The organism is Streptomyces sp. NPDC048514, from assembly GCF_043199955.1.
In the GTDB taxonomy this organism is placed as follows: Bacteria; Actinomycetota; Actinomycetes; order Streptomycetales; family Streptomycetaceae; genus Streptomyces.
In genome coordinates, this window is the sequence record NZ_JBICWT010000011.1 from 216245 (window position 1) to 237903 (window position 21659).

At 71.7% G+C, this 21659-nt stretch carries 16 protein-coding genes; 5 read left to right on the forward strand and 11 right to left on the reverse strand.

Annotated elements, in window-relative coordinates; genetic code table 11:
- Nucleotides 1-58: 58 nt before the first annotated feature.
- On the forward strand, nt 59-3610 hold the full coding sequence (gene cydD / locus ACGFT2_RS25080; RefSeq protein ID WP_393281957.1) for a thiol reductant ABC exporter subunit CydD: 3552 nt from the start codon (nt 59-61) through the stop codon (nt 3608-3610).
- Nucleotides 3611-3866: 256 nt separating this feature from the next.
- Here cydD and ACGFT2_RS25085 read toward each other — a convergent pair whose 3' ends face one another.
- From ACGFT2_RS25085 to ACGFT2_RS25110, 6 genes are all read right to left on the reverse strand, one after another.
- Nucleotides 3867-4754, reverse strand: a complete 888-nt coding sequence (locus tag ACGFT2_RS25085; protein ID WP_393281959.1) for a Cof-type HAD-IIB family hydrolase — start codon at nt 4752-4754, stop codon at nt 3867-3869.
- Nucleotides 4755-4814: 60 nt separating this feature from the next.
- Entirely contained in the window at nt 4815-5717 is a 903-nt protein-coding gene (locus ACGFT2_RS25090; protein WP_393281960.1) for an LLM class flavin-dependent oxidoreductase, read from the reverse strand.
- A gap of 98 nt (nt 5718-5815) precedes the next feature.
- Nucleotides 5816-6364, reverse strand: a complete 549-nt coding sequence (locus ACGFT2_RS25095; protein WP_393281962.1) for an RNA 2'-phosphotransferase — start codon at nt 6362-6364, stop codon at nt 5816-5818.
- A 121-nt stretch (nt 6365-6485) separates the two neighbouring features.
- A complete protein-coding gene (locus tag ACGFT2_RS25100; protein ID WP_393281964.1) occupies nt 6486-7433 on the reverse strand; it encodes a MerR family transcriptional regulator in 948 nt (315 codons plus the stop codon).
- Between the two features lie 48 nt (nt 7434-7481).
- Nucleotides 7482-9233 (reverse strand): SDR family oxidoreductase, encoded by a 1752-nt coding sequence (locus ACGFT2_RS25105; RefSeq protein WP_393281966.1) that lies wholly within the window; start codon nt 9231-9233, stop codon nt 7482-7484.
- Nucleotides 9233-10075 (reverse strand): M24 family metallopeptidase, encoded by an 843-nt coding sequence (locus tag ACGFT2_RS25110; protein WP_393281968.1) that lies wholly within the window; start codon nt 10073-10075, stop codon nt 9233-9235. Before ACGFT2_RS25110 ends, ACGFT2_RS25105 begins: the two co-directional genes overlap by 1 nt.
- Nucleotides 10076-10422: 347 nt before the next feature.
- Here ACGFT2_RS25110 and ACGFT2_RS25115 point away from each other — a divergent pair, with 347 nt between their 5' ends.
- From ACGFT2_RS25115 to ACGFT2_RS25130, 4 genes are read left to right on the forward strand one after another with little or no spacing between them, the layout of a single operon-like run.
- A complete protein-coding gene (locus ACGFT2_RS25115; RefSeq protein ID WP_393282208.1) occupies nt 10423-11385 on the forward strand; it encodes an ABC transporter ATP-binding protein in 963 nt (320 codons plus the stop codon).
- Nucleotides 11375-12283, forward strand: a complete 909-nt coding sequence (locus ACGFT2_RS25120; RefSeq protein WP_393281969.1) for an ABC transporter permease — start codon at nt 11375-11377, stop codon at nt 12281-12283. The genes ACGFT2_RS25115 and ACGFT2_RS25120 overlap by 11 nt, the downstream gene beginning before the upstream one ends.
- On the forward strand, nt 12280-13191 hold the full coding sequence (locus tag ACGFT2_RS25125; RefSeq protein ID WP_393281971.1) for an ABC transporter ATP-binding protein: 912 nt from the start codon (nt 12280-12282) through the stop codon (nt 13189-13191). The genes ACGFT2_RS25120 and ACGFT2_RS25125 overlap by 4 nt, the downstream gene beginning before the upstream one ends.
- 10 nt (nt 13192-13201) lie before the next feature.
- Nucleotides 13202-13921 carry an ABC transporter permease subunit gene (locus ACGFT2_RS25130; RefSeq protein WP_393281973.1) on the forward strand — a complete coding sequence of 240 codons (720 nt, stop codon included), beginning with the start codon at nt 13202-13204 and terminating at the stop codon, nt 13919-13921.
- 660 nt (nt 13922-14581) lie between these two features.
- On the opposite strand, the gene ACGFT2_RS25135 is transcribed toward ACGFT2_RS25130, so the two are convergent.
- The 5 genes from ACGFT2_RS25135 to ACGFT2_RS25155 form a co-directional block, all read right to left on the reverse strand.
- Nucleotides 14582-15379: an HAD family hydrolase gene (locus tag ACGFT2_RS25135; RefSeq protein WP_393281975.1), complete on the reverse strand. Its 798-nt coding sequence runs from the start codon at nt 15377-15379 to the stop codon at nt 14582-14584.
- Nucleotides 15376-16653, reverse strand: coding sequence for a serine--tRNA ligase (gene serS, locus ACGFT2_RS25140; RefSeq protein ID WP_393281976.1), 1278 nt, complete (start codon nt 16651-16653; stop codon nt 15376-15378). Before serS ends, ACGFT2_RS25135 begins: the two co-directional genes overlap by 4 nt.
- A gap of 529 nt (nt 16654-17182) precedes the next feature.
- Nucleotides 17183-18115: a prephenate dehydratase gene (pheA, locus tag ACGFT2_RS25145; protein ID WP_393281978.1), complete on the reverse strand. Its 933-nt coding sequence runs from the start codon at nt 18113-18115 to the stop codon at nt 17183-17185.
- Nucleotides 18116-18195: 80 nt separating this feature from the next.
- The gene (gene efeB / locus ACGFT2_RS25150) at nt 18196-19479 is read right to left on the reverse strand and encodes an iron uptake transporter deferrochelatase/peroxidase subunit (protein ID WP_393281979.1); all 1284 of its coding nucleotides are present in this window, start codon (nt 19477-19479) and stop codon (nt 18196-18198) included.
- 6 nt (nt 19480-19485) lie between these two features.
- Nucleotides 19486-21657, reverse strand: a complete 2172-nt coding sequence (locus ACGFT2_RS25155; RefSeq protein WP_393281981.1) for a copper resistance protein CopC — start codon at nt 21655-21657, stop codon at nt 19486-19488.
- Nucleotides 21658-21659 lie beyond the last annotated feature (2 nt).

Below are 21659 nucleotides of genomic sequence, written 5' to 3' on the forward strand. Positions count from 1 at the left end.
CGCCGAGGGTGTGTTTCACGTGAAACACACCCTCTGGACCGAAGGGCATGTGTTTCACGTGAAACCGATCGATCCACGTCTTCTGCGGTACGCCCGCGCCACCCGCCTCTTCCTTGTGGCCGTCATCGGTCTGGGAGCGGTCGGCGCCGGGCTCGTCATCGCCCAGGCGATGCTCATCGCCGAGGTTGTCGTCGGTGCGTTCCAGCACGGGCGATCGGTTGCCGAACTGGGCACTCCGCTGGCCCTGCTGGCCGGTGTGGCCGTGGGCCGATCGGTTGTCGCGTGGCTCACCGAACTCGCCGCGCACCGGGCGAGCGCGGCCGTGAAGTCGGAGCTGCGGGGGCGGCTCCTCGATCGGGCGGCCGCGCTGGGTCCCGGGTGGCTGAGCGGACAGCGGACCGGGTCCCTGGTGACCCTGGCCACGCGTGGCGTGGACGCCCTGGACGACTACTTCTCGCGGTATCTCCCGCAGCTGGGGCTCGCCGTTGTCGTCCCGGTGGCGGTGCTGGCGCGGATCGTCACCGAGGACTGGGTCTCGGCGGCGATCATCGTCGGCACCCTGCCGCTCATCCCGCTCTTCATGATGCTGATCGGCTGGGCGACCCAGTCCCGGATGGACCGCCAGTGGCGGCTGCTGTCCCGGCTCTCAGGACATTTTCTGGATGTCGTCGCCGGCCTGCCCACGCTGAAGGTGTTCGGCCGGGCCAAGGCGCAGGCCGAGTCGATCCGCCGGATCACCGGGGAGTACCGTCAAGCCACCCTGCGGACCCTGCGCATCGCCTTCCTCTCCTCGTTCGCCCTGGAATTGCTGGCCACGCTGTCGGTCGCGCTGGTCGCCGTGACGATCGGTATGCGGCTCGTCCACGGCGACATGGATCTCTACGTCGGTCTGGTGATTCTGGTGCTGGCGCCGGAGGCCTATCTGCCGCTGCGGCAGGTGGGGGCGCAGTATCACGCGGCGGCCGAAGGACTCGCCGCCGCGGAGGAGATCTTCACCGTGCTGGAGGCGCCGGTCCCGGTGTCCGGTACCGGCGCGGTGCCCGAAGGTGCGGTGGCCTTCGAAGGGGTCACCGTCCGCTACCCCGGCCGTTCGTCGGACGCGGTGACGGAGGTGTCCTTCACCGTCGAACCCGGCGAGACCGTGGCGTTGGTCGGGCCGAGCGGTGTGGGCAAGTCGACGCTGCTGAACGTGCTGCTCGGGTTCGTACGGCCGGCCGGGGGCCGGGTGCGGGTCGGGGGCGCCGATCTCACCGGTCTCGACCTCGAGGCATGGCACTCGCGGATCGGATGGGTGCCGCAGCGGCCCCACCTGTACGCCGGGACCATCGCGGAGAACGTGCGGCTGGCCCGGCCCGGAGCGGACGACGCCGATGTGCGCCGGGCGCTCGGGGATGCGGGGGCGCTGGAGTTCGTGGACGCGCTGCCGGAAGGCGCCGAGACAGTGCTCGGGGAGGACGGGGCCGGTCTGTCGGCGGGGCAGCGGCAGCGTCTCGCGATCGCCCGTGCCTTTCTCGCGGACCGGCCTGTGCTGTTGCTTGATGAGCCGACGGCTGCGCTGGACGGGGAGACGGAGGGTGACGTCGTTGCTGCGGTGCGGCGGCTTGCGGTGGGCCGCACGGTGTTGCTGGTGGTGCACCGGCCGGCGCTGCTGGAGGTCGCCGATCGAGTCGTACGGCTGGACAGCGCGGAGCCGGTAGGGAGGCGGGGAGATGCCCGTCCCCCCAGGGGACTCCGCCCCCTGGACCCCCACCCTCGCCCACCCGCCACTCGGCTCGGTCCACTGGAAGGTGAAGCAGAGGGCACTCGGTCCGGTCGGCTGGAGGACGAAGCAGAGGGCACCCGGCTCGGTCGGCTGGAGGGTGGGTCGGTGCTGGGGTGGGTTCGCGGGCTTGTCGGAGCGTTGTGGGGGCGGCTTCTTCTCGCGCTGTTGCTCGGTGGGCTGGCGGTCGGCAGTGCCGTCGGGCTGATGGCCACCTCCGGCTGGCTCATCTCGCGGGCCTCGCAGCAGCCACCGGTGCTCTATCTGATGGTGGCCGTGACGGCGACGCGGGCCTTCGGGATCGGGCGGGCCGTGTTCCGGTACGCCGAACGGCTGGTGTCGCACGACGCCGTGCTGCGCATGCTGGCCGACACCCGGGTCGCGGTCTACCGCCGTCTGGAACGCCTCGCCCCCGCCGGTCTGCGTACCGCCCGCCGCGGGGACCTCCTCACCCGGCTGGTCGGGGACGTGGACGCGCTGCAGGACTACTGGCTGCGCTGGCTGCTGCCCGCCGGTGCCGCCGTGGCCGTCTCCACCGCGTCCGTCGGCTTCACGGCCTGGCTGCTGCCCGAGGCCGGTGCCGCCCTCGCGGCCGGCCTTCTCATGGCCGGCGTCGGAGTACCCCTGCTGACCGCGACCGTGGCCCGGCAGGCCGAGCGGCGGCTGGCGCCCGCTCGGGGCCTGCTGGCGACCCGGGTGACCGACCTGCTGACCGGCACCGCCGAACTGACCGTCGCCGGTGCGCTGCCCGCCCGCACGGACGCGGCCCGGCGCACCGACGGTGCTCTCACCCGGATCGCCTCGCGCGCCGCAGCCGTCACCGCGCTCGGCGACGGGCTCGCGGCCCTGATCTCCGGCCTGACGGTCACGGCCGCTGCGCTGCTCGGTGCCCGGGCGGTGGCGGCCGGCCGGCTCGACGGCGTGGCGATGGCCGTGGTCGTCCTCACGCCGCTGGCCGCCTTCGAGGCCGTACTGGGTCTGCCGCTCGCCGTGCGGTACCGGCAGCGGGTGCAGCGAAGCGCGGAGCGCGTGCGCGAGGTGCTGGACGCCCCGGAACCGGTGCACGAGCCCGAGCAGCCGCGGCAGGCACCCGTCTCGCCGTTCCCGCTGGTGGTCAAGCGACTGACCGCCCGGTACCAGGGGCAGCGGCGGGAGGCGCTGGCCGACTTCGATCTCACGCTGGAACAGGGGCGCCGGATCGCCGTGGTCGGCCCGTCCGGTTCCGGCAAGACGACCCTCGCCCAGGTGCTGCTGCGCTTCCTCGACCCGCAGGCGGGCTCGTACACGCTCGCCGGTGTGGACGGGCGCGCGCTGGCCGGTGACGACGTACGGCGGCTCGTCGGACTGTGTGCGCAGGACGCGCACCTCTTCGACAGCTCGGTGCGCGAGAACCTGCTGCTGGCCCGGAAGGGCGCCACCGAGGACGAGCTGCGTGGGGCGCTGGCCCGGGCCCGCTTGCTGGACTGGGTGGAGGGGCTGCCCGACGGTCTGGACACGCTGGTGGGCGAGCACGGTGCCCGGCTGTCCGGCGGTCAGCGGCAGCGGCTGGCGCTGGCCCGGGCGCTGTTGGCCGACTTCCCGGTCCTGGTGCTCGACGAACCCGCCGAGCATCTGGATCTGGCGACGGCCGACGCGCTGACCGCCGACCTGCTGGCCGCGACGGAGGGGCGTACGACGCTGCTCATCACCCATCGGCTGGCCGGTCTGGACGCGGTCGACGAGGTGATCGTGCTCGACGCGGGCCGCGTGGCACAGCGGGGACCGTACGCCGACCTGGTCGCCCTGGACGGGCCGCTGCGGGCGATGGCCCGGCGGGAGGCGGAGGCGGAGGCGCTCGTGGGAGCGCGGTGACGCGGTCCTGGTGATCGCGGTCCGGCCATGGGGCGCACCCGGTGGAGGTTCCTCGGGCGCTCGGTCCTTCCGGGCACACCTGGTCGTCCAGTGGCTGTTCGCGATCGGACTGCTGCCGGAGAGCACGCAGCGGCGTTCCGCGGTGCCGAGGGCGTCGGCGGGGCGGTGGGCGAACGGGAAAAGCCGGCTCGGGCCCGGCAGCGGCGAGAACGGCGCCGGGACGGCGGTGGCGTGGGAAGCGCCGTTCCGATGCCTGCTAGGACCGTTCCGCGAGCAGTTGCTCGATCACGACCGCGACGCCGTCCTCGTTGTTGGCGACCGTGCGGCCCGACGCGGCGGCGATGACGTCCGGGTGGGCGTTGCCCATGGCGTACGACCGGCCGGCCCAGGTCAGCATCTCCACGTCGTTGGGCATGTCCCCGAAGGCCACGACCTCCTCGTGCGAGATGCCGCGCTCGGCGCAGGCCAGGGCGAGCGTGCTGGCCTTGGAGACGTCGGGGCCGCTCAGCTCCAGCAGGGCGCTGGGGCTGGAGCGGGTGACGTTGGCGTGGCCGCCGATCGCGAGGCGGGCGAGCGTGAGGAAGGCGTCGGGGTCGAGCTCGGGATGGTAGGCGAGGATCTTGAGCACGGGCTGGTCGGCGTCCGGGCCCTCGGGCGCGAGGAGTTTCTCGGCGGGCAGGAGATGGTCGGGCGTCTCCATGTGCAGCTTGGGATAGTTCGGCTCCTGGTGGAAGCCGTACGTCTGCTCGACCGCGAACACCGTGCCGGGTGCCGCCTCTCGCAGCAGCCGTACGGCGTGCAGGGCGTTCTCCCGGGCCAGTTCGCGCACCTTCACGAAACGGTGGGCGCCGGGGCCGCCGTGCAGGTCGACCACGGCGGCGCCGTTGCCACAGATCGCCAGGCCGTGGCCGTGGACGTGCTCGCTGACGACGTCCATCCAGCGGGCCGGGCGGCCGGTGACGAAGAAGACCTCGATGCCCGCCTCCTCGGCGGCCGCCAGCGCGGCGACCGTCCGGGGGGAGACCGACTTGTCGTCGCGCAGCAGAGTGCCGTCTAGGTCGGTGGCGATCAGCCGCGCCGGTGTGGCGGCGGCGGGGGTCCCGGGCTGTCTGGTCGCTGAGGTCACCCGGCCATTCTCGCGCATATGCGCGCACGACCGTGCGGGAGTGCGCACAGATGAGACAGAGATGACGCTCCGTGCGGGTCAGCCCAGTTGGGCGAGTGCCTCCATGGCGATCTGCTCGAAGACCTTCTGGTCCGCGGCGAAGTCGGAGTCCGGGATGGGCCAGTGGATCACGATCTCGGTGAAGCCCAGCTCCCGGTGCCGGCCCGCGAAGTCGACGAAGGCGTCCAGGGACCGCAGCGGCCGGCCGCGGTCCGGGGTGAAGCCGGTGAGCAGGATCTTGTCCAGATCAGTCACGTCCCGACCGGCGGCCGCGCACGCCTCGGACAGCTTGCCGACCTGCCCGCGCAGGGCCTCCACGGACTGCTCCGGCGTGCCGGTCTCGTACAGCTTCGGGTCACCGGTGGTCACCCATGCCTGGCCGTGACGCGCGGCGAGCCCGAGGCCGCGCGGGCCGGTGGCCGCCACCGCGAACGGCAGCCGGGGCCGCTGCACGCAGCCCGGGATGTTCCGCGCCTCGTGCGCCGAGTAGAACCGGCCCTCGTACGAGACCGCGTCCTCGGTGAGCAGCCGGTCGAGCAGCGGCACGAACTCGGCGAGCCGGTCGGCGCGCTCACGCGGGCTCCACGGCTCCTGGCCGAGGGCGGTCGCGTCGAAGCCGGTGCCACCCGCGCCGACGCCCAGGGTGACGCGGCCGCCGGAGATGTCGTCGAGGGAGATCAGTTCCTTGGCCAGGGTCACCGGGTGCCGGAAGTTCGGCGAGGTGACCAGCGTGCCGAGGCGCAGCCGGTCGGTGACGGCCGCCGCGGCGGTCAGAGTCGGGATCGCGCCGAACCACGGGCTGTCACGGAAGCTGCGCCAGGACAGGTGGTCGTAGGTGTAGGCGGTGTGGAAGCCGAGCTGTTCGGCCCGCTCCCAGGCCGAACGGCCGCCTTCGCTCCAGCGGCGGTACGGCAGGATCACGGTGCTCAGGCGCAGACTCATGCGTCCGAGGGTAAGCGGGTCCGGCGCCGGCGTGCGAAACGGTCACCGTACGCGGCTGCCCGGCCACGTCCCATCACGGGCGCTGGTCCGGCCCGGGGTCAGCGGGCAGCGGGAAACCGCAGGTAGTGGGGTGGTACCGCGGTGGTCAGCCAGACGCCGTTGGCGCTGACGTGAAAGACGTGGCCGGCCCGGTGCATGGCGCCAGAGTCGACGGTGAGCACCACGGGCCGGCCGCGGCGGGCTCCGATCCGGGTGGCGGTCTCCAGGTCGGCCGAGAGGTGGACGGCATGCCGGTCCATGGGCTTGAGGCCCTCGGTCCGGATCGCCTCCAGGCTTCGGGGGACGGTTCCGTGGTAGAGGTACGGCGGCGGGGTCGCGGGGGGCAGGCCGAGGTCGACCTCGATGCTGTGGCCCTGGCTGGCGCGGATCCGGGTGCCCTCGATCACGAAGCGCCGCTTGTCGTTGGTGGCCACCACGTGGTCCAGTTCCTCGCGTGTGAAGCGGAAGCCGTGGGCGCCGGCCGCCGAGATCAGCGCGTCGATCTCCACCCAGCCGCCCGCGTCCGGCGTGAGCCCGATGCGCTCCGGTTGGTGGCGCAGATGTCTGGAGAGGTACTTCGACACCTTGACGGTGCGTCTTTCATCCATGCCTTCAGCGTGCGGCAGAGACGCGGATCACGCAGGTTGTTTTCGTGCGGAGGTTTGATCCACAACCAAGTGGAGTTATCCACAGGTGAATTGAGGAGACTGTGGACAACCACCCTCAGTTTCAGTGTGGTTCGTCAACTTGCCTTTTGCCGCCATCGGATGAGGTGAGTGCGTCCAACGTCCTGGCGCGCACCTCGCGTTCGGCCGCAAGGGCGATGAACCGGGCGGCACTCTTCCGCCCAACCAGCCCTTCGACGGCCTCGATCGTCTCTGCCGGGAGGGAGACGGCACGGGCTTCCGGACGCGGCGGCACCGCCTTCTCGGTGCCGAGATGTTCTCTCAGGTGGCGTGTGGCGAAGTCACGCATGGCGCGGGCCAGTTCGGCGTCGACGGTCTGCTGGGCGAGCGGGCGCAGCCGGCGTACCAAGGCCGCCGCTTCGGCGGCGTTCGCATCCGTGCGCAGCCCGGGATCCCCCAGATAGGGGGCGAAGACATACTCGGTGGTGAACTCCAGGAAACGGGCCGCTATATGTTCCACCTGCGCCCGCAACTCCCTGAGGTGGCCCGATATCGCGGTCAGCGGGACACCGGCCGCGTGCAACTCGGCTGCTACGGCCAGCTCTTGGGGGCTCGGTACGAGGAAGGTGTCGGGGTCGCCGTCGACCCGCTCCAGCACGCCGAGCTCGACCGCCTCGGACACCGCGTCCTCGTCGGGCGATCCGCCGAACCGGATCTCGAGTTCGGCGCGGCTGATGCGGTCGGGCTGCTCGTCCGTCCAAGGACCCTCCACCTCGGTGACCAGGCCGAGTACACCGCCGAGGCCGCGCCCGGTGTCCCAGGCCTCCAGGAGTTCCTTGATCGAGGCGAGGGTGTAGCCGCGGTCGAGGAGGTGGGCGATCTGGTGCAGCCGGGCGACGTGCGCCTGTGAGTAGAGGTTGGCCCGGCCCCGGCGCTCGGGGCGGGGCAGGAGGCCACGGTCCTGGTAGGCGCGGATGGTCCGCACGCTGGTACGGGTCCGGTGGGCGAGGTCTTCGATGCGATAGGCGTGCTGGGCCGCGGGGTCGGTCATGGCCGGGTTCCTCGGACGGTTGGCGGAGTGCTGACGCGGGACGTGTCCTCACAACCTCGGTTCCACCCGTGCCAGCCGGCGCAACGCCCCCGGCAGGTAACGGGACATGAGGTGCGCGCCGCGGGCCTCGGGGGTCACCGGGACCATCGCCTTATTGCGTATCACCGCGTCCAGGATCGCCTCGGCCACCTTCTCCGGCGGGTAGTTGCGCATGCCGTACAGGCGTGCCGATTTCGTCTGCCGGCGTCGTTCCTCGGCCGCGTCGACGCCGGCGAAGCGTGCCGTGGCGGTGATGTTCGTGTTGACGAAGCCGGGACAGATCGCACTCACCCCGATGCCCTGGCCCGCGAGTTCGGCGCGCAGGCACTCGGAGAGCATCAGTACGGCCGCCTTGGAGGTGCTGTAGGCGGGAAGGGCCCGAGAGGGCTGGTACGCAGCCGCGGAGGCCGTGTTGACGATGTGGCCGCCCTGTCCGCGTTCGGCCATGCGCGCCCCGAAGAGCCGGCAACCGTGGATGACGCCCCACAGGTTGACGTCGAGGACCTTGCGCCAGTCCTCGGAGGTGGTGGCGAAGAAGGAGCCCGACAGGCCGATGCCGGCGTTGTTGACCAGCACGTCCAGCACGCCATAGGAGCGGTGGACCTTCTCGGCGAGCTTCTCCATGGCCTGCTCGTCGGAGACGTCGGCCGTCTCGGCCCAGGCCTCGGGGGCGCCCACCAGCCGGGACAGCTCGGCCGTGCGGGCCGCGGCCTCGGCGTCGCGGTCGACGGCCACCACGCGGGCGCCGGCCTCGGCGAACGCGAACGCCGTCGCCCGGCCGATACCGCTGCCTGCTCCGGTGACGAGGACCAGCTGCCCGCCGAACCGCTCGGCATGGCGGCCGGTGGCCTTCGGGGCGGGACGGCCGCCTTCCACGGACATGACGAATTCCTCGATCCAGGCGGACAGTTGGTCGGGGCGGGTGCGCGGGACCCAGTGTCCGGCCGCGAGCGTGCGGCGGGTCAGGTGCGGCGCCCACCGCTCCAGATCGTCGTACAGCCGCTCCGAGAGGAACGCGTCGCCCTGGGGCGTGATGAGCTGCACGGGCGCGTGGGCGTACGCGTCCGTGCGCGGCCTGCGCAGCCGGGCACGCACGTTGTCCCGGTACAGCCAGGCGCCGTGCGCCGCGTCGGACGGCAGGGAGGAGGTGGGGTAGTCCCCGCCGGGCACCTGCTCGACCCGCTCCAGGATCTTCGGCCAGCGCTTGCCGAGCGGTCCGCGCCAGGCCAGCTCGGGGAGGGCGGGCGTGTGCAGCAGGTAGACGTACCAGGACTTGGCGCCCTGCCCGAGGAGCTGGCCGACCCTGCGGGGCGTCGGACGCTTCACGCGCGCGTTGATCCACTGCCCGAAGTGGTCGAGGGACGGCCCGGACATCGAGGTGAAGGACGCGATACGGCCCTCCGTGCGGCCGACGGTGACGAACTCCCACGCCTGTACCGAGCCCCAGTCGTGGCCCACGAGGTGTACGGGCCGGTCCGGGCTGACCTCGTCCACGACGGCCAGGAAGTCGTCGGTGAGCTTGGCGAGCGTGAAGCCCCCGCGCAGCGGCTCGGGTGCCGTGGAGCGGCCGTGGCCCCGGACGTCGTAGAGGACCACGTGGAAGCGGTCCGCCAGGCGGGCGGCGACCTCGGACCAGACCTCCTTGCTGTCCGGGTAGCCGTGCAGCAGCACCACCGTCGGCTGCCGGGGGTCGCCCAGCTCGGCCACGCACAGCTCGATCCCGCCGGTCCGCACCCGGCGCTCGCGCGCACCTTCCAGCATCACTCGTCCTCCGCCCATCGCCGCACGTGCGGCAGATCGTCGTCCAGCCAGAAGGCGCCCTCCTCGGGGTCCCGGGAGTCGGTGACCACGAGGATCTCCTCGAACTTCGCGCCCGTGCCCCGGAAGCCGAGGTGCGGTTCGACGGCCCACAGGCCCGGTCGCGGCGGGTGGTCGGAGAAGCGGTACGGCGACCAGAGCGGCGACCAGCCCTCGCGGTGGCCGTGCAGTGCGTCGGAGGCCAGGCCCTTCAGGGACTGGGTGCCGAAGCCGAAGAGGTGGGGTGAGAAGCGCCGCTGCTTCACCCGGTCCACCTTGTGGGCGATCACCCCGAAGGGATAGGCCCGGTGCCGGTTGGCGTAGCCCTGGCGGACCATGAGCCGGTCCACGTCCTGGTAGATCTCCCGCAGCGGGCGCTTCTCGCGGACCTCGCGCAGGATCAGCTCCCGATGCGCCTCGAGGTCGGTCATCAGGCGGTCCTGCACCGGGTTGACGCCCAGGGAGCCGGAGTAGCCGATGTCCGCCGTGTATCCCTCGTACACCGGGGCCATGTCCAGGATGAACGGCATCCCGGGCCGCAGCGCGCGGTCGGTGGGGAAGAACTGCAGCGGGATGCGGAAGCCCGAGAACGCCGTGCGGTCCCCGAACCAGGCGAAGGGCAGATGGAACCAGTCCCGCACCCCGCGCTCGCGCAGCCACTCGCGCTGCATCCGCGCCGCCTCGCGCTCGGTCACGCCGGGCTCCAGCCGCGCCGCGACCGCCTCGGCGCATTCGTAGGCGAGGCGCTGCACCCGCCTGAACCCCCGCAGCTCCACGGAGAGTTCGCTGCTCACTGCCGTCGTCATGCCGCCCCGTCCGTCGACTGCGGTACGCGTCCGTAACTTGACACTGGTGAATGTGACAGTTGTTAGAGGCGACGTCAATAGGCGGGTCGAGGCTGTGGACGACGGACGACGGACGACGGACGACGGACGACGGACGACGGACGACGGGCGACGGGCGAGGGGCGACGGCGGCGGCGGGCGGGCCGTCGCGCTGTGGACGGTGGAGTGCGGGCGGCGCGCGGGCCGGCCGCCGGTCACACTCCAGCAGGGGATCCCTTAGGGCCCCGTAATACTCGAGGCTGACGTGAAGACGGCTCTGAGGTCTGACGACCGGAGTGGTCCGGGTCACTAATGTCGTGGACGTGACTGTGATCGCGACCGAAAGCCTGAGCAAGCGGTTCCCCAGGGTGACCGCGCTCGACCGGCTGACCGTGGACATCGGGCCCGGTGTGACCGGACTCGTCGGAGCCAACGGCGCCGGCAAGTCCACCATGATCAAGATCCTGCTGGGTCTGTCCCCCGCCACGGAGGGCCGCGCCGAGGTGCTCGGCCTCGACGTCGCCACCAAGGGCGCCGCCATCCGTGAGCGCGTCGGGTACATGCCGGAGCACGACTGCCTGCCGCCGGACGTCTCGGCCACCGAGTTCGTCGTCCACATGGCGCGCATGTCCGGCCTGCCGCCCGCCGCCGCGCGCGAGCGCACCGCGGACACCCTGCGCCACGTCGGCCTGTACGAGGAGCGGTACCGCCCCATCGGCGGCTACTCGACCGGCATGAAGCAGCGGGTGAAGCTGGCCCAGGCGCTGGTGCACGACCCCCAGCTGGTCTTCCTGGACGAACCGACCAACGGCCTCGACCCGGTCGGCCGGGACGAGATGCTGGGCCTGATCCGCCGTGTCCACACGGACTTCGGCATCTCGGTGCTGGTCACCTCCCACCTGCTCGGCGAGCTGGAGCGCACCTGCGACCACGTCGTCGTCATCGACGGCGGCAAGCTGCTGCGCTCCAGCTCCACCACCGACTTCACGCAAGAGACGACCACGCTCGCGATCGAGGTCACCGACAGCGACACGCACCCCGACGGCACCCGCGCGGTGCGCGAGGCGCTCCACGCGCGCGGGGTGGACACCCACGACAGCAGCGGCCTGCCGGGCGCCGGGCACATCCTGCTGCTCACCGCGCAGGGCGAGGAGACCTACGACCTGGTGCGCGACGTCGTCGCCGACCTGGGCCTCGGCCTGGTGCGGATGGAACAGCGCCGGCACCAGATCGCCGAGGTGTTCACCACCAGCGACGAGCAGCGGAAGGAGGCCGTCGGTCATGGCGGTTGAGCATCCCCTGGCAACGCCCTCCGGCGACCAGACCCGCATCCACAACATCGGCTACCGCAACTACGACGGCCCCCGCCTGGGCCGTTCCTACGCCACCCGATCCCTCTACTCGCAGTCCCTGCGCGGCTCCTACGGTCTCGGCCGCTCGGTCAAGTCCAAGGTGCTGCCGATGCTGCTGTTCGTGGTGATGTGCGTGCCCGCGGCCATCATGGTCGCCGTCGCGGTCGCCACGAAGGCCAAGGACCTGCCCGTCGACTACACCCGCTACGCGATCATCATGCAGGCCGTCATCAGCCTGTACGTCGCCTCGCAGGCTCCCCAGTCCGTCTCGCGCGACCTGCGCTTCAAGACCGTGCCGCTGTACTTCTCGCGGCCGATCGAGACGGCCGACTACGTGCGCGCGAAGTACGCGGCGCTGGCGTCCGCGCTGTTCATCCTCACCGCGGCCCCGCTGCTCGTGCTCTACGTCGGCGCACTGCTGGCCAAGCTCGACTTCGCCGACCAGACCAAGGGATTCGCACAGGGACTCGTCTCCGTGGCACTGCTCTCGCTGCTCTTCGCCGGTATCGGCCTGGTCATCGCCTCCGTCACCCCGCGGCGCGGCTTCGGCATCGCGGCCGTCATCGCCGTCATGACGATCTCCTACGGCGCGGTCTCCACGCTCCAGGCCATCGCCGACGCGCAGAACAGCACCTCCGCCGTCCCCTGGATCGGCCTGTTCTCCCCCGTCACGCTCATCGACGGAGTCCAGTCCGCGTTCCTCGGCGCGACCTCGGCGTTCCCCGGAACGGCCGGCCCCTCGAACGGGGAGGGCCTGGTCTACGTCCTCGTCGTCCTGGGCCTGATCGCCGCCAGCTACGGCCTCCTCATGCGCCGCTACCGGAAGGTGGGCCTGTGACCACGCTCTCCATCGACCACGTATCCCGCTGGTTCGGCAACGTGGTCGCCGTCAACGACATCACCATGACCATCGGCCCCGGCGTGACGGGCCTGCTCGGCCCCAACGGTGCCGGGAAGTCCACCCTGATCAACATGATGGGCGGTTTCCTCGCCCCCTCCACCGGCACGGTCACCCTGGACGGACAGCCGGTCTGGCGCAACGAGGCCATCTACCGGCACATCGGCATCGTCCCCGAACGGGAGGCGATGTACGACTTCCTCACCGGCCGCGAGTTCGTCGTCGCCAACGCCGAGCTGCACGGCCTGGGCGCGAAGGCCGCCCAGCGGGCCCTCGCGACGGTCGAGATGGAGTACGCGCAGGACCGCAAGATCTCGACGTACTCCAAGGGCATGCGCCAGCGCGTGAAGATGGCGAGCGCACTGGTGCACGACCCGACGCTGCTCCTGCTGGACGAGCCCTTCAACGGTATGGACCCGCGCCAGCGCATGCAGCTCATGGAGTTGCTGCGGCGCATGGGCGACGAGGGACGCACGGTGCTGTTCTCGTCCCACATTCTCGAAGAGGTCGAGCAGCTCGCCTGGCACATCGAGGTCGTCGTCGCCGGGCGGCACGCGGCCAGCGGCGACTTCCGCAAGATCCGCCGCCTGATGACCGACCGGCCGCACCGCTACCTGGTGCGTTCCAGCGACGACCGCGCGCTCGCGGCAGCGCTGATCGCCGACCCGTCGACATCCGGCATCGAGGTCGACCACACCGAGGGCGCCCTCCGTATCCAGGCCGTCGACTTCGGCCGCTTCACGGTCCTGCTGCCGAAGGTCGCCCGCGACCACGGCATCCGGCTGCTCACGGTCTCACCGTCCGACGAGTCGCTCGAGTCCGTGTTCTCTTACCTGGTCGCGGCGTAGGAGGCCGAAGATGTACGACCCCACAGTCGCCCGACTCACCTACCGAGCCCTGCTCGGCCGTCGCCGGGCCCTCATCCTGGGCGCACTGCCCCTGCTGCTGATCGCGATCTCCGTGGTCGTCCGCGGCCTCGCCGGCGCCGACGACCAGACGGCCTCCGACCTGCTGGGCGGGCTCGCGCTCGCCACGATGGTGCCGATCATCGGCGTCATCGCCGGCACGGGCGCGATCGGCCCGGAGATCGACGACGGTTCGGTGGTGTACCTGCTGTCCAAGCCGGTGAAGCGGCCGACGATCATCTTCACGAAGCTGATCGTGGCCATCGGCGTGACGATGGTGTTCTCGGCCCTGCCGACGCTCATCGCAGGCTTCATCCTCAATGGCAACGGGCAGCAGATCGCCGTCGCCTACACGGTGGCCGCCCTGGTCGCGTCGATCGCCTACGCGTCGATGTTCCTGCTGCTGGGCACGGTGTCCCGGCACGCGGTGGTCTTCGGTCTCGTCTACGCGCTCGTCTGGGAGGCCCTGTTCGGCTCGCTGGTGTCCGGCGCCCGCACCCTGAGCGTCCAGCAGTGGGCACTCGCCGTCGCCCACAAGGTGACGGGCGGGGAGCTGGTGACCTCGGACGTCGGACTGCCCACGGCGACGGTGCTGCTGGTCGTGGTCACCGTACTCGCGACTTGGTACGCCGGCCGGAAGCTGCGGACGCTGACGCTCGCCGGCGAGGAGTGACCGGAACGCCGGCGAGGAGTGGCCGGAACGCCGGCGAGGAGTGGCCGGAACGCCGGCGAGGAGTGGCCGGAACGCCGGCGAGGAGTGGCCGGAACCGGTCCGGGCACCCTTTTATTCGGTGGCGTCCGGCTCGGCCGCCCGGCAGAGTGGTTGTGCCCCATCCGCCGGGATCGTCCCGGCGCCGCACGCTGGGAGAGGAGGTGGGCGATGTCCATGCACGGCAGTACGCCCAGCTCCCGACAGGGCGGCCCGAGGCCGGCTCCGGAGTGATCGCCACTTCTCCGTAGAGCCATGGGCACTGCCCGGGGCGGCCGCTTCGAGCACGCAGGCGCTGCGCTTGCGTGGGCCGCCTTCCCAGCCACCGCCCCGCATTCGGGGCCCTGCCCTGGGGCGGACGGAAGGTCGTGAGTCCCGGCGCCGCGAGGTGCCGCCGCGCCCACCCGTGCCGCCCCGGCGGCACGACTGCCCGCGCCCCGTCAGGGGCGCGGGGAACGGCGCGAGCGACCACGACGGACCCGTACCGGGCGACGAACCGCAGGCCTCAGAGCCACGCACCGGGCGACGAACCACGACGGACCCGCGCCCGGCGACGAACCGCAGGCCTCAGAACCACGCAGGCGACTGACCGCAGAGCCCGGGGCCAGGTATCCGGAGCGGCTGCTACGTCAGGAACCGCTCCAGGACCACCGCGATGCCGTCCTCCTCGTTGGAGGACGTGACCTCGTCGGCGATCGCCTTCAGTTCCGCGTGCGCGTTGGCCATGGCCACACCGTGGGATGCCCAGGCGAACATGGGGAGGTCGTTGGGCATGTCGCCGAAGGCGATCGTGTCGGCGGCCTTCAGGCCCAGCCGACGGGCGGCGAGCGACAGCCCCGTGGCCTTGGACAGGCCCAGGGGCAGCAGTTCGACGATGCCCTCGCCCGCCATGGCCGCCGTGACGAAACCGCCGGCGGCCTGCCGGGCCGCATCCGCCAGCTCGTCGTCACCCAGGGTCGGGTGCTGTATGTAGATCTTGTTCAGCGGAGCGGCCCAGAGGTCCGAGACGTCCGTGAGCGGCGTCGCCGGGAGCTTGCCCGTGACCGCGTAACCGGGCCCCACCAGCACCTCGCCGTCGAGGCCGTCGCGGCTGGCCGCCAGGTACAGCGGGCCCACCTCGGCCTCGATCTTGGCCAGGGCCACCCCCGCCAGCTGCCGGTCCAGGGTCACCGACGTCAGCAGGCGGTGCGCACCGGCGTCGTAGACCTGGGCACCCTGGCCGCAGACGGCGAGGCCGTCGTAGCCGAGGTCGTCCAGGATGTGCCGGGTCCAGGGGACGGCGCGGCCGGTGACGACGATGTGCGCGGCGCCCGCTGCGGTGGCCGCGGCGAGCGCGTCACGAGTGCGCTGCGAGATCGTCTCGTCGGAGCGCAGCAGCGTCCCGTCGAGGTCGGTGGCGACCAGGCCGTACGGGAAGCTCACCGCGACACCGGCTCCAGGAGCTCACGGCCGCCCAGGTACGGGCGGAGCACCTCGGGCACGCGGACCGAGCCGTCGGCCTGCTGGTGGTTCTCCAGGATCGCCACGATCGTGCGCGGTACGGCGCACAGGGTGCCGTTGAGCGTGGCCAGCGGGCGGACCTGCTTGCCCTCGCGGACCCGGATGGACAGCCGGCGGGACTGGAACTCGGTGCAGTCCGAGGTCGAGGTCAGCTCGCGGTACTTGCCCTGGGTCGGGATCCAGGCCTCGCAGTCGAACTTGCGGGCGGCCGAGGCACCGAGGTCACCGGTGGCGACGTCGATGACGCGGAACGGCAGCTCCAGCGACTCCAGCCACTGCTTCTCCCAGGCCAGCAGGCGCTGGTGCTCGGCAGCCGAGTCCTCGGGAGTGACGTACGAGAACATCTCGACCTTGTCGAACTGGTGGACGCGGAAGATGCCCTTGGTGTCCTTGCCGTGCGAGCCGGCCTCGCGGCGGAAGCAGGGCGAGAAGCCCGCGTACCGCAGCGGCAGCTTGCCGGCGTCGATGATCTCGTCCATGTGGTAGGCCGCCAGCGGCACCTCGGAGGTGCCGACCAGGTACAGGTCGTCCTTGTCGAGGTGGTAGACGTCCTGGGCCGCCTGGCCGAGGAAGCCGGTGCCGGCCATGGACTGCGGGCGCACCAGCGCGGGGGTCAGCATCGGCGTGAAGCCGGCCGCCGTGGCCTGGGCGATCGCCGCGTTCACCAGAGCCAGCTCCAGCAGGGCGCCGACGCCGGTGAGGAAGTAGAAGCGGGAGCCGGAGACCTTGGCGCCGCGCTCGACGTCGATGGCGCCGAGCAGCTGGCCGAGCTCCAGGTGGTCCTTGGGCTCGAAGCCCTCGGCACCGAAGTCGCGGATGACGCCGTGCGTCTCCAGCGTGACGAAGTCCTCCTCACCGCCGACGGGCACGTCGGGGTGGACGAGGTTGCCGAGCCGGCCCAGCAGCTCCTGGGTCTCGGCGTCGGCCGCGTCGCGCTCGGTGTCGGCGGCCTTGACGTCGGCCTTCAGCTGCTCGGCGCGCTTGAGCAGGACGGCCTTCTCGTCGGCGGAGGCCTTGGGGATCAGCTTGCCGAGTTGCTTCTGCTCGGCACGCAGCTCGTCGAAGCGGACGCCGGATGACCTGCGCCGCTCGTCGGCGGACAGGAGGGAGTCGACGAGCGCGACGTCCTCTCCACGGGCACGCTGGGAAGCGCGCACACGGTCGGGGTCCTCACGGAGCAGGCGAAGGTCAATCACGGGGCCAAGGCTACCGGTGCGGGGTTGCCGCTCACGAATCACTATTCCGAGGTGTTGTGATTCGCGCCTTACGTTGCGTTATGCGGTAATTGCCAAGCGTGTCAAGGAAAAGTGTCTCATTCCCTGGGACGGAGCATGCGCCGAGCGCCCGGTTGACCCGATTTCCTTGCGGAGAACGGGACTTGGCGGGCCGGTTTTCCACAGAGATCCACACCCCCGGAGAGTTATCCACAGGCTGTGTGGAAGGTCTGTGGACTTCGGAATTGATCACGCCGGAAGTGTCGAACGGAAGGAAGAATTCCCCGGTCAAACCGCCTCGACACCCACTTTCGGGTGGAAAACGGTCGCCCCAAAAGATGAACCGAAGGAAACGGGTGGACGAAGGGTGACTCGGCCGACGGTGCCCCCGCCCGAGGCCCACAGGGCGATTTGTCGACCCTGTGGCGCATCCGTGTCGACTTGTCCCCAGGTCGAGAAGGGCACCTGTGGATAACTTCTGTGGATAACGCTGATACGCAGGTACGACTGGCTAGAACCGGCCGTCCTGGCAGCGCGCCACCCAGTCGGCCGCCGCCACGAACTCGGCGTCCGACGTCCCGGGCAGCCTCGGCCGGGCTCCGCCCGGCGCGATGTCGGCACGCGGGTAGGAGCCGAGGAAACGCACCTGCAGACAGATCCGCTTCAGCCCCATCAGTGCCTCCGCCATCCGCCGGTCCGAGATGTGGCCCTCGGCGTCGATGCAGAAGCAGTAATTGCCGATACCCGCGCCCGTGGGCCGGGACTGCAGCAGCATGAGGTTGATGCCGCGCGAGGCGAACTCGCCGAGCAGGTCGCGCAGAGCGCCGGGATGGTCGTCGCGCTGCCACAGCACCACCGAGGTCTTGTCGGCTCCGGTCGGCGCGGCGGGCCGGGACGGGCGGCCGACCAGCACGAACCGGGTCTGCGCGTTCTCCGCGTCGTGGATGCCGGTCTCCAGGGCCTCCAGGCCGTACCGGGCGGCGGCGAACTCTCCCGCGAAGGCGGCGTCGTACCGGCCTTCCTGGACCAGACGGGCGGCGTCGGCGTTGGAGGCGGCCGACTCCCAGAGGGCGTCGGGGAGGTGCTTTCGCAGCCAGTTGCGCACCTGCGGCTGGGCCGCCGGGTGGGCGGAGACCGTCTTGATGTCCGTGATCGTCGTGCCCGGCCGGACCAGCAGTGCGAAGGTGATGGACAGCAGCACCTCGCGGTAGATCGTCAGCGGTTCGCCTGCGACCAGTTCGTCGAGGGTGGTGGTGATGCCGCCCTCGACCGAGTTCTCGATCGGCACGAAGGCCGCTTCCGCGTCGCCGGCCCGCACCGCGTCCAGCGCGGACTGCACCGACACGTAGGGGATCAGCTCCCGGGTGGCCGTTTCCGGGAGCGTCCGCAGGGCGACTTCGGTGAAAGTGCCTTCGGGGCCGAGATACGCATAGCTCGCTGGCATGTCCCTCACCCTAACGGCGGCAGGGCGGCCCGTCCCGCCTGTCTCACGGCAACCACTCGACCGGGTGGTTTGAAGCGGGATCAGCCTTCCAGCAGACGCTGTCCCACGTATTCGCCCTGCGCCGACCCGCCCGGCACGGCGAACAGCCCGCTGGACTCGTGGCGGATGAACTTCGACAGCGCGTCACCCCGGTCCAGCTTGCGCTGCACCGGCACGAATCCGCGCAGTGGGTCCGCCTGCCAGCAGATGAAGAGCAGACCGGCGTCGGGTGTGCCGTCCGCGTCGATGCCGTCGTGGTACGAGAACGGGCGCCGCAGCATCGCCGCACCGCCGTTCTCGTCCGGCCGGGTGATCCGCGCGTGCGCGTTGAGCGGGACGAGGTACTCGCCCTCGGCGCCGGTCTTCTCCAGGTCCATCGCCGTCGTCTCGTCGCCCCCGGACAGCGCCGCCCCGTCTGCCTTGCGGCGGCCGATGACCTGCTCCTGCGCGGAGAGCGAGAGCTTCTCCCAGTCGTCCAGGAGCATTCGGATGCGGCGTACGACGGCGTAGGAGCCGTTCGCCATCCACGCGGGTTCGCCCGAGGCCGGGACGAAGATCCGCCGGTCGAAGTCGGGCTCGGCCGGCTTGGGGTTGCGGGTGCCGTCGAGCTGGCCCATGAGGTTGCGGGCGGTCATGGGGTGGGCGGTGGCGCCCGGAGTGCGGTTGAAGCCGTTCATCTGCCAGCGCACCCGCGCGGCCGAACCGGCGTCCCGCTGGATCGCGCGCAGGGCGTGGAAGGCGACCAGGGCGTCGTTCGCCCCGATCTGCACCCACAGGTCACCGTCGCTGCGCGCCTTGTCGAGGCGGTCGGAGGAGAAGTCCGGAAGCGGGTCCAGAGCGGCCGGCCGCTGCTTCTCCAGTCCGGTCCGGGCGAAGAAACCGTGCCCGAATCCGAAGGTGATCGTCAAAGAGGAGGGGCCGGCGTCCCGGGCCACGCCGGTGTCCTCGTGCGGAGCGGCCTCACCCGCCATCAGCCGCTCGGCTACGGCGGACCAGCGGCGCAGCAGGGCCGCCGCCTCCTTGCGGCCCGCGCCCGCCGCCAGGTCGAAGGCGACGAGATGGCCGCGCGCCTGCAGCCCCTCGGTGATGCCGGGCTGATGTTTCCCGTGAAACATCGCCCGCCCGGATCCCACCGACGTCAGCGGAGTGGCCTGGGCGGGCGCGGCGGCATAGCCCACGGCGCCGCCGGCCGAGCCGAGCACGAGCCCCGTGGCCCCCGCCGTGCCGAGCAGCGCACGCCGGGAGACACCCCGGCGGCCGTCCGGGACGGAGCCCGGCACCGTGGGCTCGGGCGTACGGGTCTGCGGGGAGGACTGGTCGGGCATGGGGGTTCAGCCGATCTGCGCGTTCTTGGAGACGGTCGCCTGGTCGATGTCGGAGGTGCGCACGGTGACGGCGATCTTCCAGTCGCCGGCCATGGGGATCTGCACTCCGTTCGCCGTCCAGTGGCCGGTGGTGACGTGGTCGGGGTCCACGGGCAGCGGACCGATCTTCTTCGCCTCCAGGGTGAAGGCGACCTTCACCTCGGGGACGTCGAAGGCCCGGCCGTTGGGTCGCTGGACGTACACGTGCATCACGTTGCCGCCCACGCGCGCGGGGTCGAGGTCGACGCTGACGATGCCCTTGCCGTCGCTGCCGCCGGTGTCGAAGGGCATGTCCAGGGTCAGCGCGCCGGACGTGGTGGACGACGAGGAGGAGGAGCCGGCGGAAGCGGACGTGGCGGCCTTGGCCTCCTGTTCGGTGCGGCCCGGCTCGGTCTGGGTGAGCGCGGTGGTGACGGCGAGCAGGACGACCGCGATCGCTGCCTCGGTGAGCACCGAGCGGCGCAGCCCGAACAGGTGGGGGTCGGCGTCCCGCAGCCGCTTCTCCCGGGCGGCGTCGACCGCGGCCCGCTGCCGGGCGAGCTGGACGGCGCGCCGAGAGCCGGCGTCCGAAACCTCGCCGCCCGCGACCGCCTGCGCGCCCTTGCCTGCGCCCGACTCCCGCGAGGCGGAGACCTCCCCGGCCGCGGAGCCGGTCGCCTCGGCCGGGCCGGAGGTCTGCGTGCCCGCGGCCAGGGTCGCCTCGTCCGGGCCGGATGTCTGCGTGCCCGCGGTGGAACCCTGCTCGTCCGGGCCGGCGGTCTGCGTGCCCGCGGCCAGGGTCGCCTCGTCCGCGTGGGAGGTCTGCGTGCCCGCGGTGGAAGCCCGCTCGGCCGGGCCGGCGGTCTGCGTGCCCGCGGCCGAGGTCACCCGTTCCTTCGGTGCCGGGGCCTCCTTGGCCGGCGCGGCCGTGTTCGCCAGCCGGCCGGTCCACCGGCGTGAGATCGAGGCGACGCCGACCAGCACCGCCACCAGGGCGATCTTGGCCAGCAGGAGCTGCCCGTACCCGGTGTCGGTGAACGCCGACCAGGAGCCGAGCTGCCGCCAGGACTGGTAGGTGCCGGTGGCCACGAGGGTGATCACCGAGCCGAAGGCCAGCTGGGAGAAGCGGCGTACCGCGGTCGCTTCGACGGGGGTCTCCGCGGGTGCCCGGTACAGCGCGACCAGGAGGGCGGTGAGACCGCCCAGCCAGGCGGCGACGGCGAGCAGATGAACGACGTCGACCGGCATGGCGATGACCGGCTGGAGGCCGACCGAGGCGTGCTCGGCCATCGCCCAGCTGGACGCGAGCCCGGCCGCGACGACCACCCCGCCGACGGCGAGCCCGAAGGTCAGGTCGCGCTTCTCCTCGCCTTCCTCGCGCCGGTTGTAGGCGCCGAAGAGCACGGCGACGAACAGCGCGGCGGCGGCGAGCAGCAGCAGCCGGGAGACCAGCGCGGCACCCGTCTTGGTCTGCAGCACCTGGCCGAGCAGATCGAGGTCGAAGACGTCGCCGAGCCTGCCCGACGTGGTGTACGAGCCGCGGAGCAGCAGCAGCCACAGGGTGGCCGCGGTCAGTGCCAGCCAGCCGCCGACGACCAGCCGCTGCAGCGCCCGTACGCCCGCGCCGCGCTGCCAGCAGGCGAGGACGAAGGCCGCGCCGCCCGCGAGCACGATGAAGCCGGCGTAGGACACGTACCGCCCCAGGGCGTAGAGCACGCCCACGGCTCCGCCGCCCGCGGCCGGTGTGGCACCGGAGACGACGGTCTGCGAGGGTGCCCCGACGGAGAAGGTGTAGGCGCCGGACACGGGGTGGCTGTCGGCCGAGACGACCTGGTAGGTGACCGTGTAGGTGCCCTTGGCCAGGCCGCTCTTGAGCTGCACCGCGTACGTGGTCCCGCTCACGTTGTCGGGTGTGCCCCGCTGGACCGGCTTGCCCTTGGGGTCGAGCACCCGCAGGGAGTCGTCGCCCATCGCCACCTTCTCGGAGAAGGTGAGCGAGATCTGGGTGGGCGCCTTGGTGACCACCACTCCCTGTGCGGGGTCGCTGCCGGTCAGTGCGGCGTGCGCGGAGGCCGGTCCGGCGCCGGCCAGCAGTGCGCCGGCGACGGCGAGGAACAGCAGCGCCAGGGCCCGCAGTCGGGGGGTGATGGTCCGCGTCAAGG

Bases quoted from the DNA above. Each gene is read 5' to 3' on its own strand.
- ACGFT2_RS25085 (WP_393281959.1), bottom strand. From the start codon at position 4,754: ATGCGCGAGAATGGCCGGGTGACCTCAGCGACCAGACAGCCCGGGACC.
- ACGFT2_RS25090 (WP_393281960.1), bottom strand. From the start codon at position 5,717: ATGAGTCTGCGCCTGAGCACCGTGATCCTGCCGTACCGCCGCTGGAGC.
- ACGFT2_RS25095 (WP_393281962.1), bottom strand. From the start codon at position 6,364: ATGGATGAAAGACGCACCGTCAAGGTGTCGAAGTACCTCTCCAGACAT.
- ACGFT2_RS25100 (WP_393281964.1), bottom strand. From the start codon at position 7,433: ATGACCGACCCCGCGGCCCAGCACGCCTATCGCATCGAAGACCTCGCC.
- ACGFT2_RS25105 (WP_393281966.1), bottom strand. From the start codon at position 9,233: ATGCTGGAAGGTGCGCGCGAGCGCCGGGTGCGGACCGGCGGGATCGAG.
- ACGFT2_RS25110 (WP_393281968.1), bottom strand. From the start codon at position 10,075: ATGACGACGGCAGTGAGCAGCGAACTCTCCGTGGAGCTGCGGGGGTTC.
- ACGFT2_RS25120 (WP_393281969.1), top strand. From the start codon at position 11,375: ATGGCGGTTGAGCATCCCCTGGCAACGCCCTCCGGCGACCAGACCCGC.
- ACGFT2_RS25130 (WP_393281973.1), top strand. From the start codon at position 13,202: ATGTACGACCCCACAGTCGCCCGACTCACCTACCGAGCCCTGCTCGGC.
- pheA (WP_393281978.1), bottom strand. From the start codon at position 18,115: ATGCCAGCGAGCTATGCGTATCTCGGCCCCGAAGGCACTTTCACCGAA.
- efeB (WP_393281979.1), bottom strand. From the start codon at position 19,479: ATGCCCGACCAGTCCTCCCCGCAGACCCGTACGCCCGAGCCCACGGTG.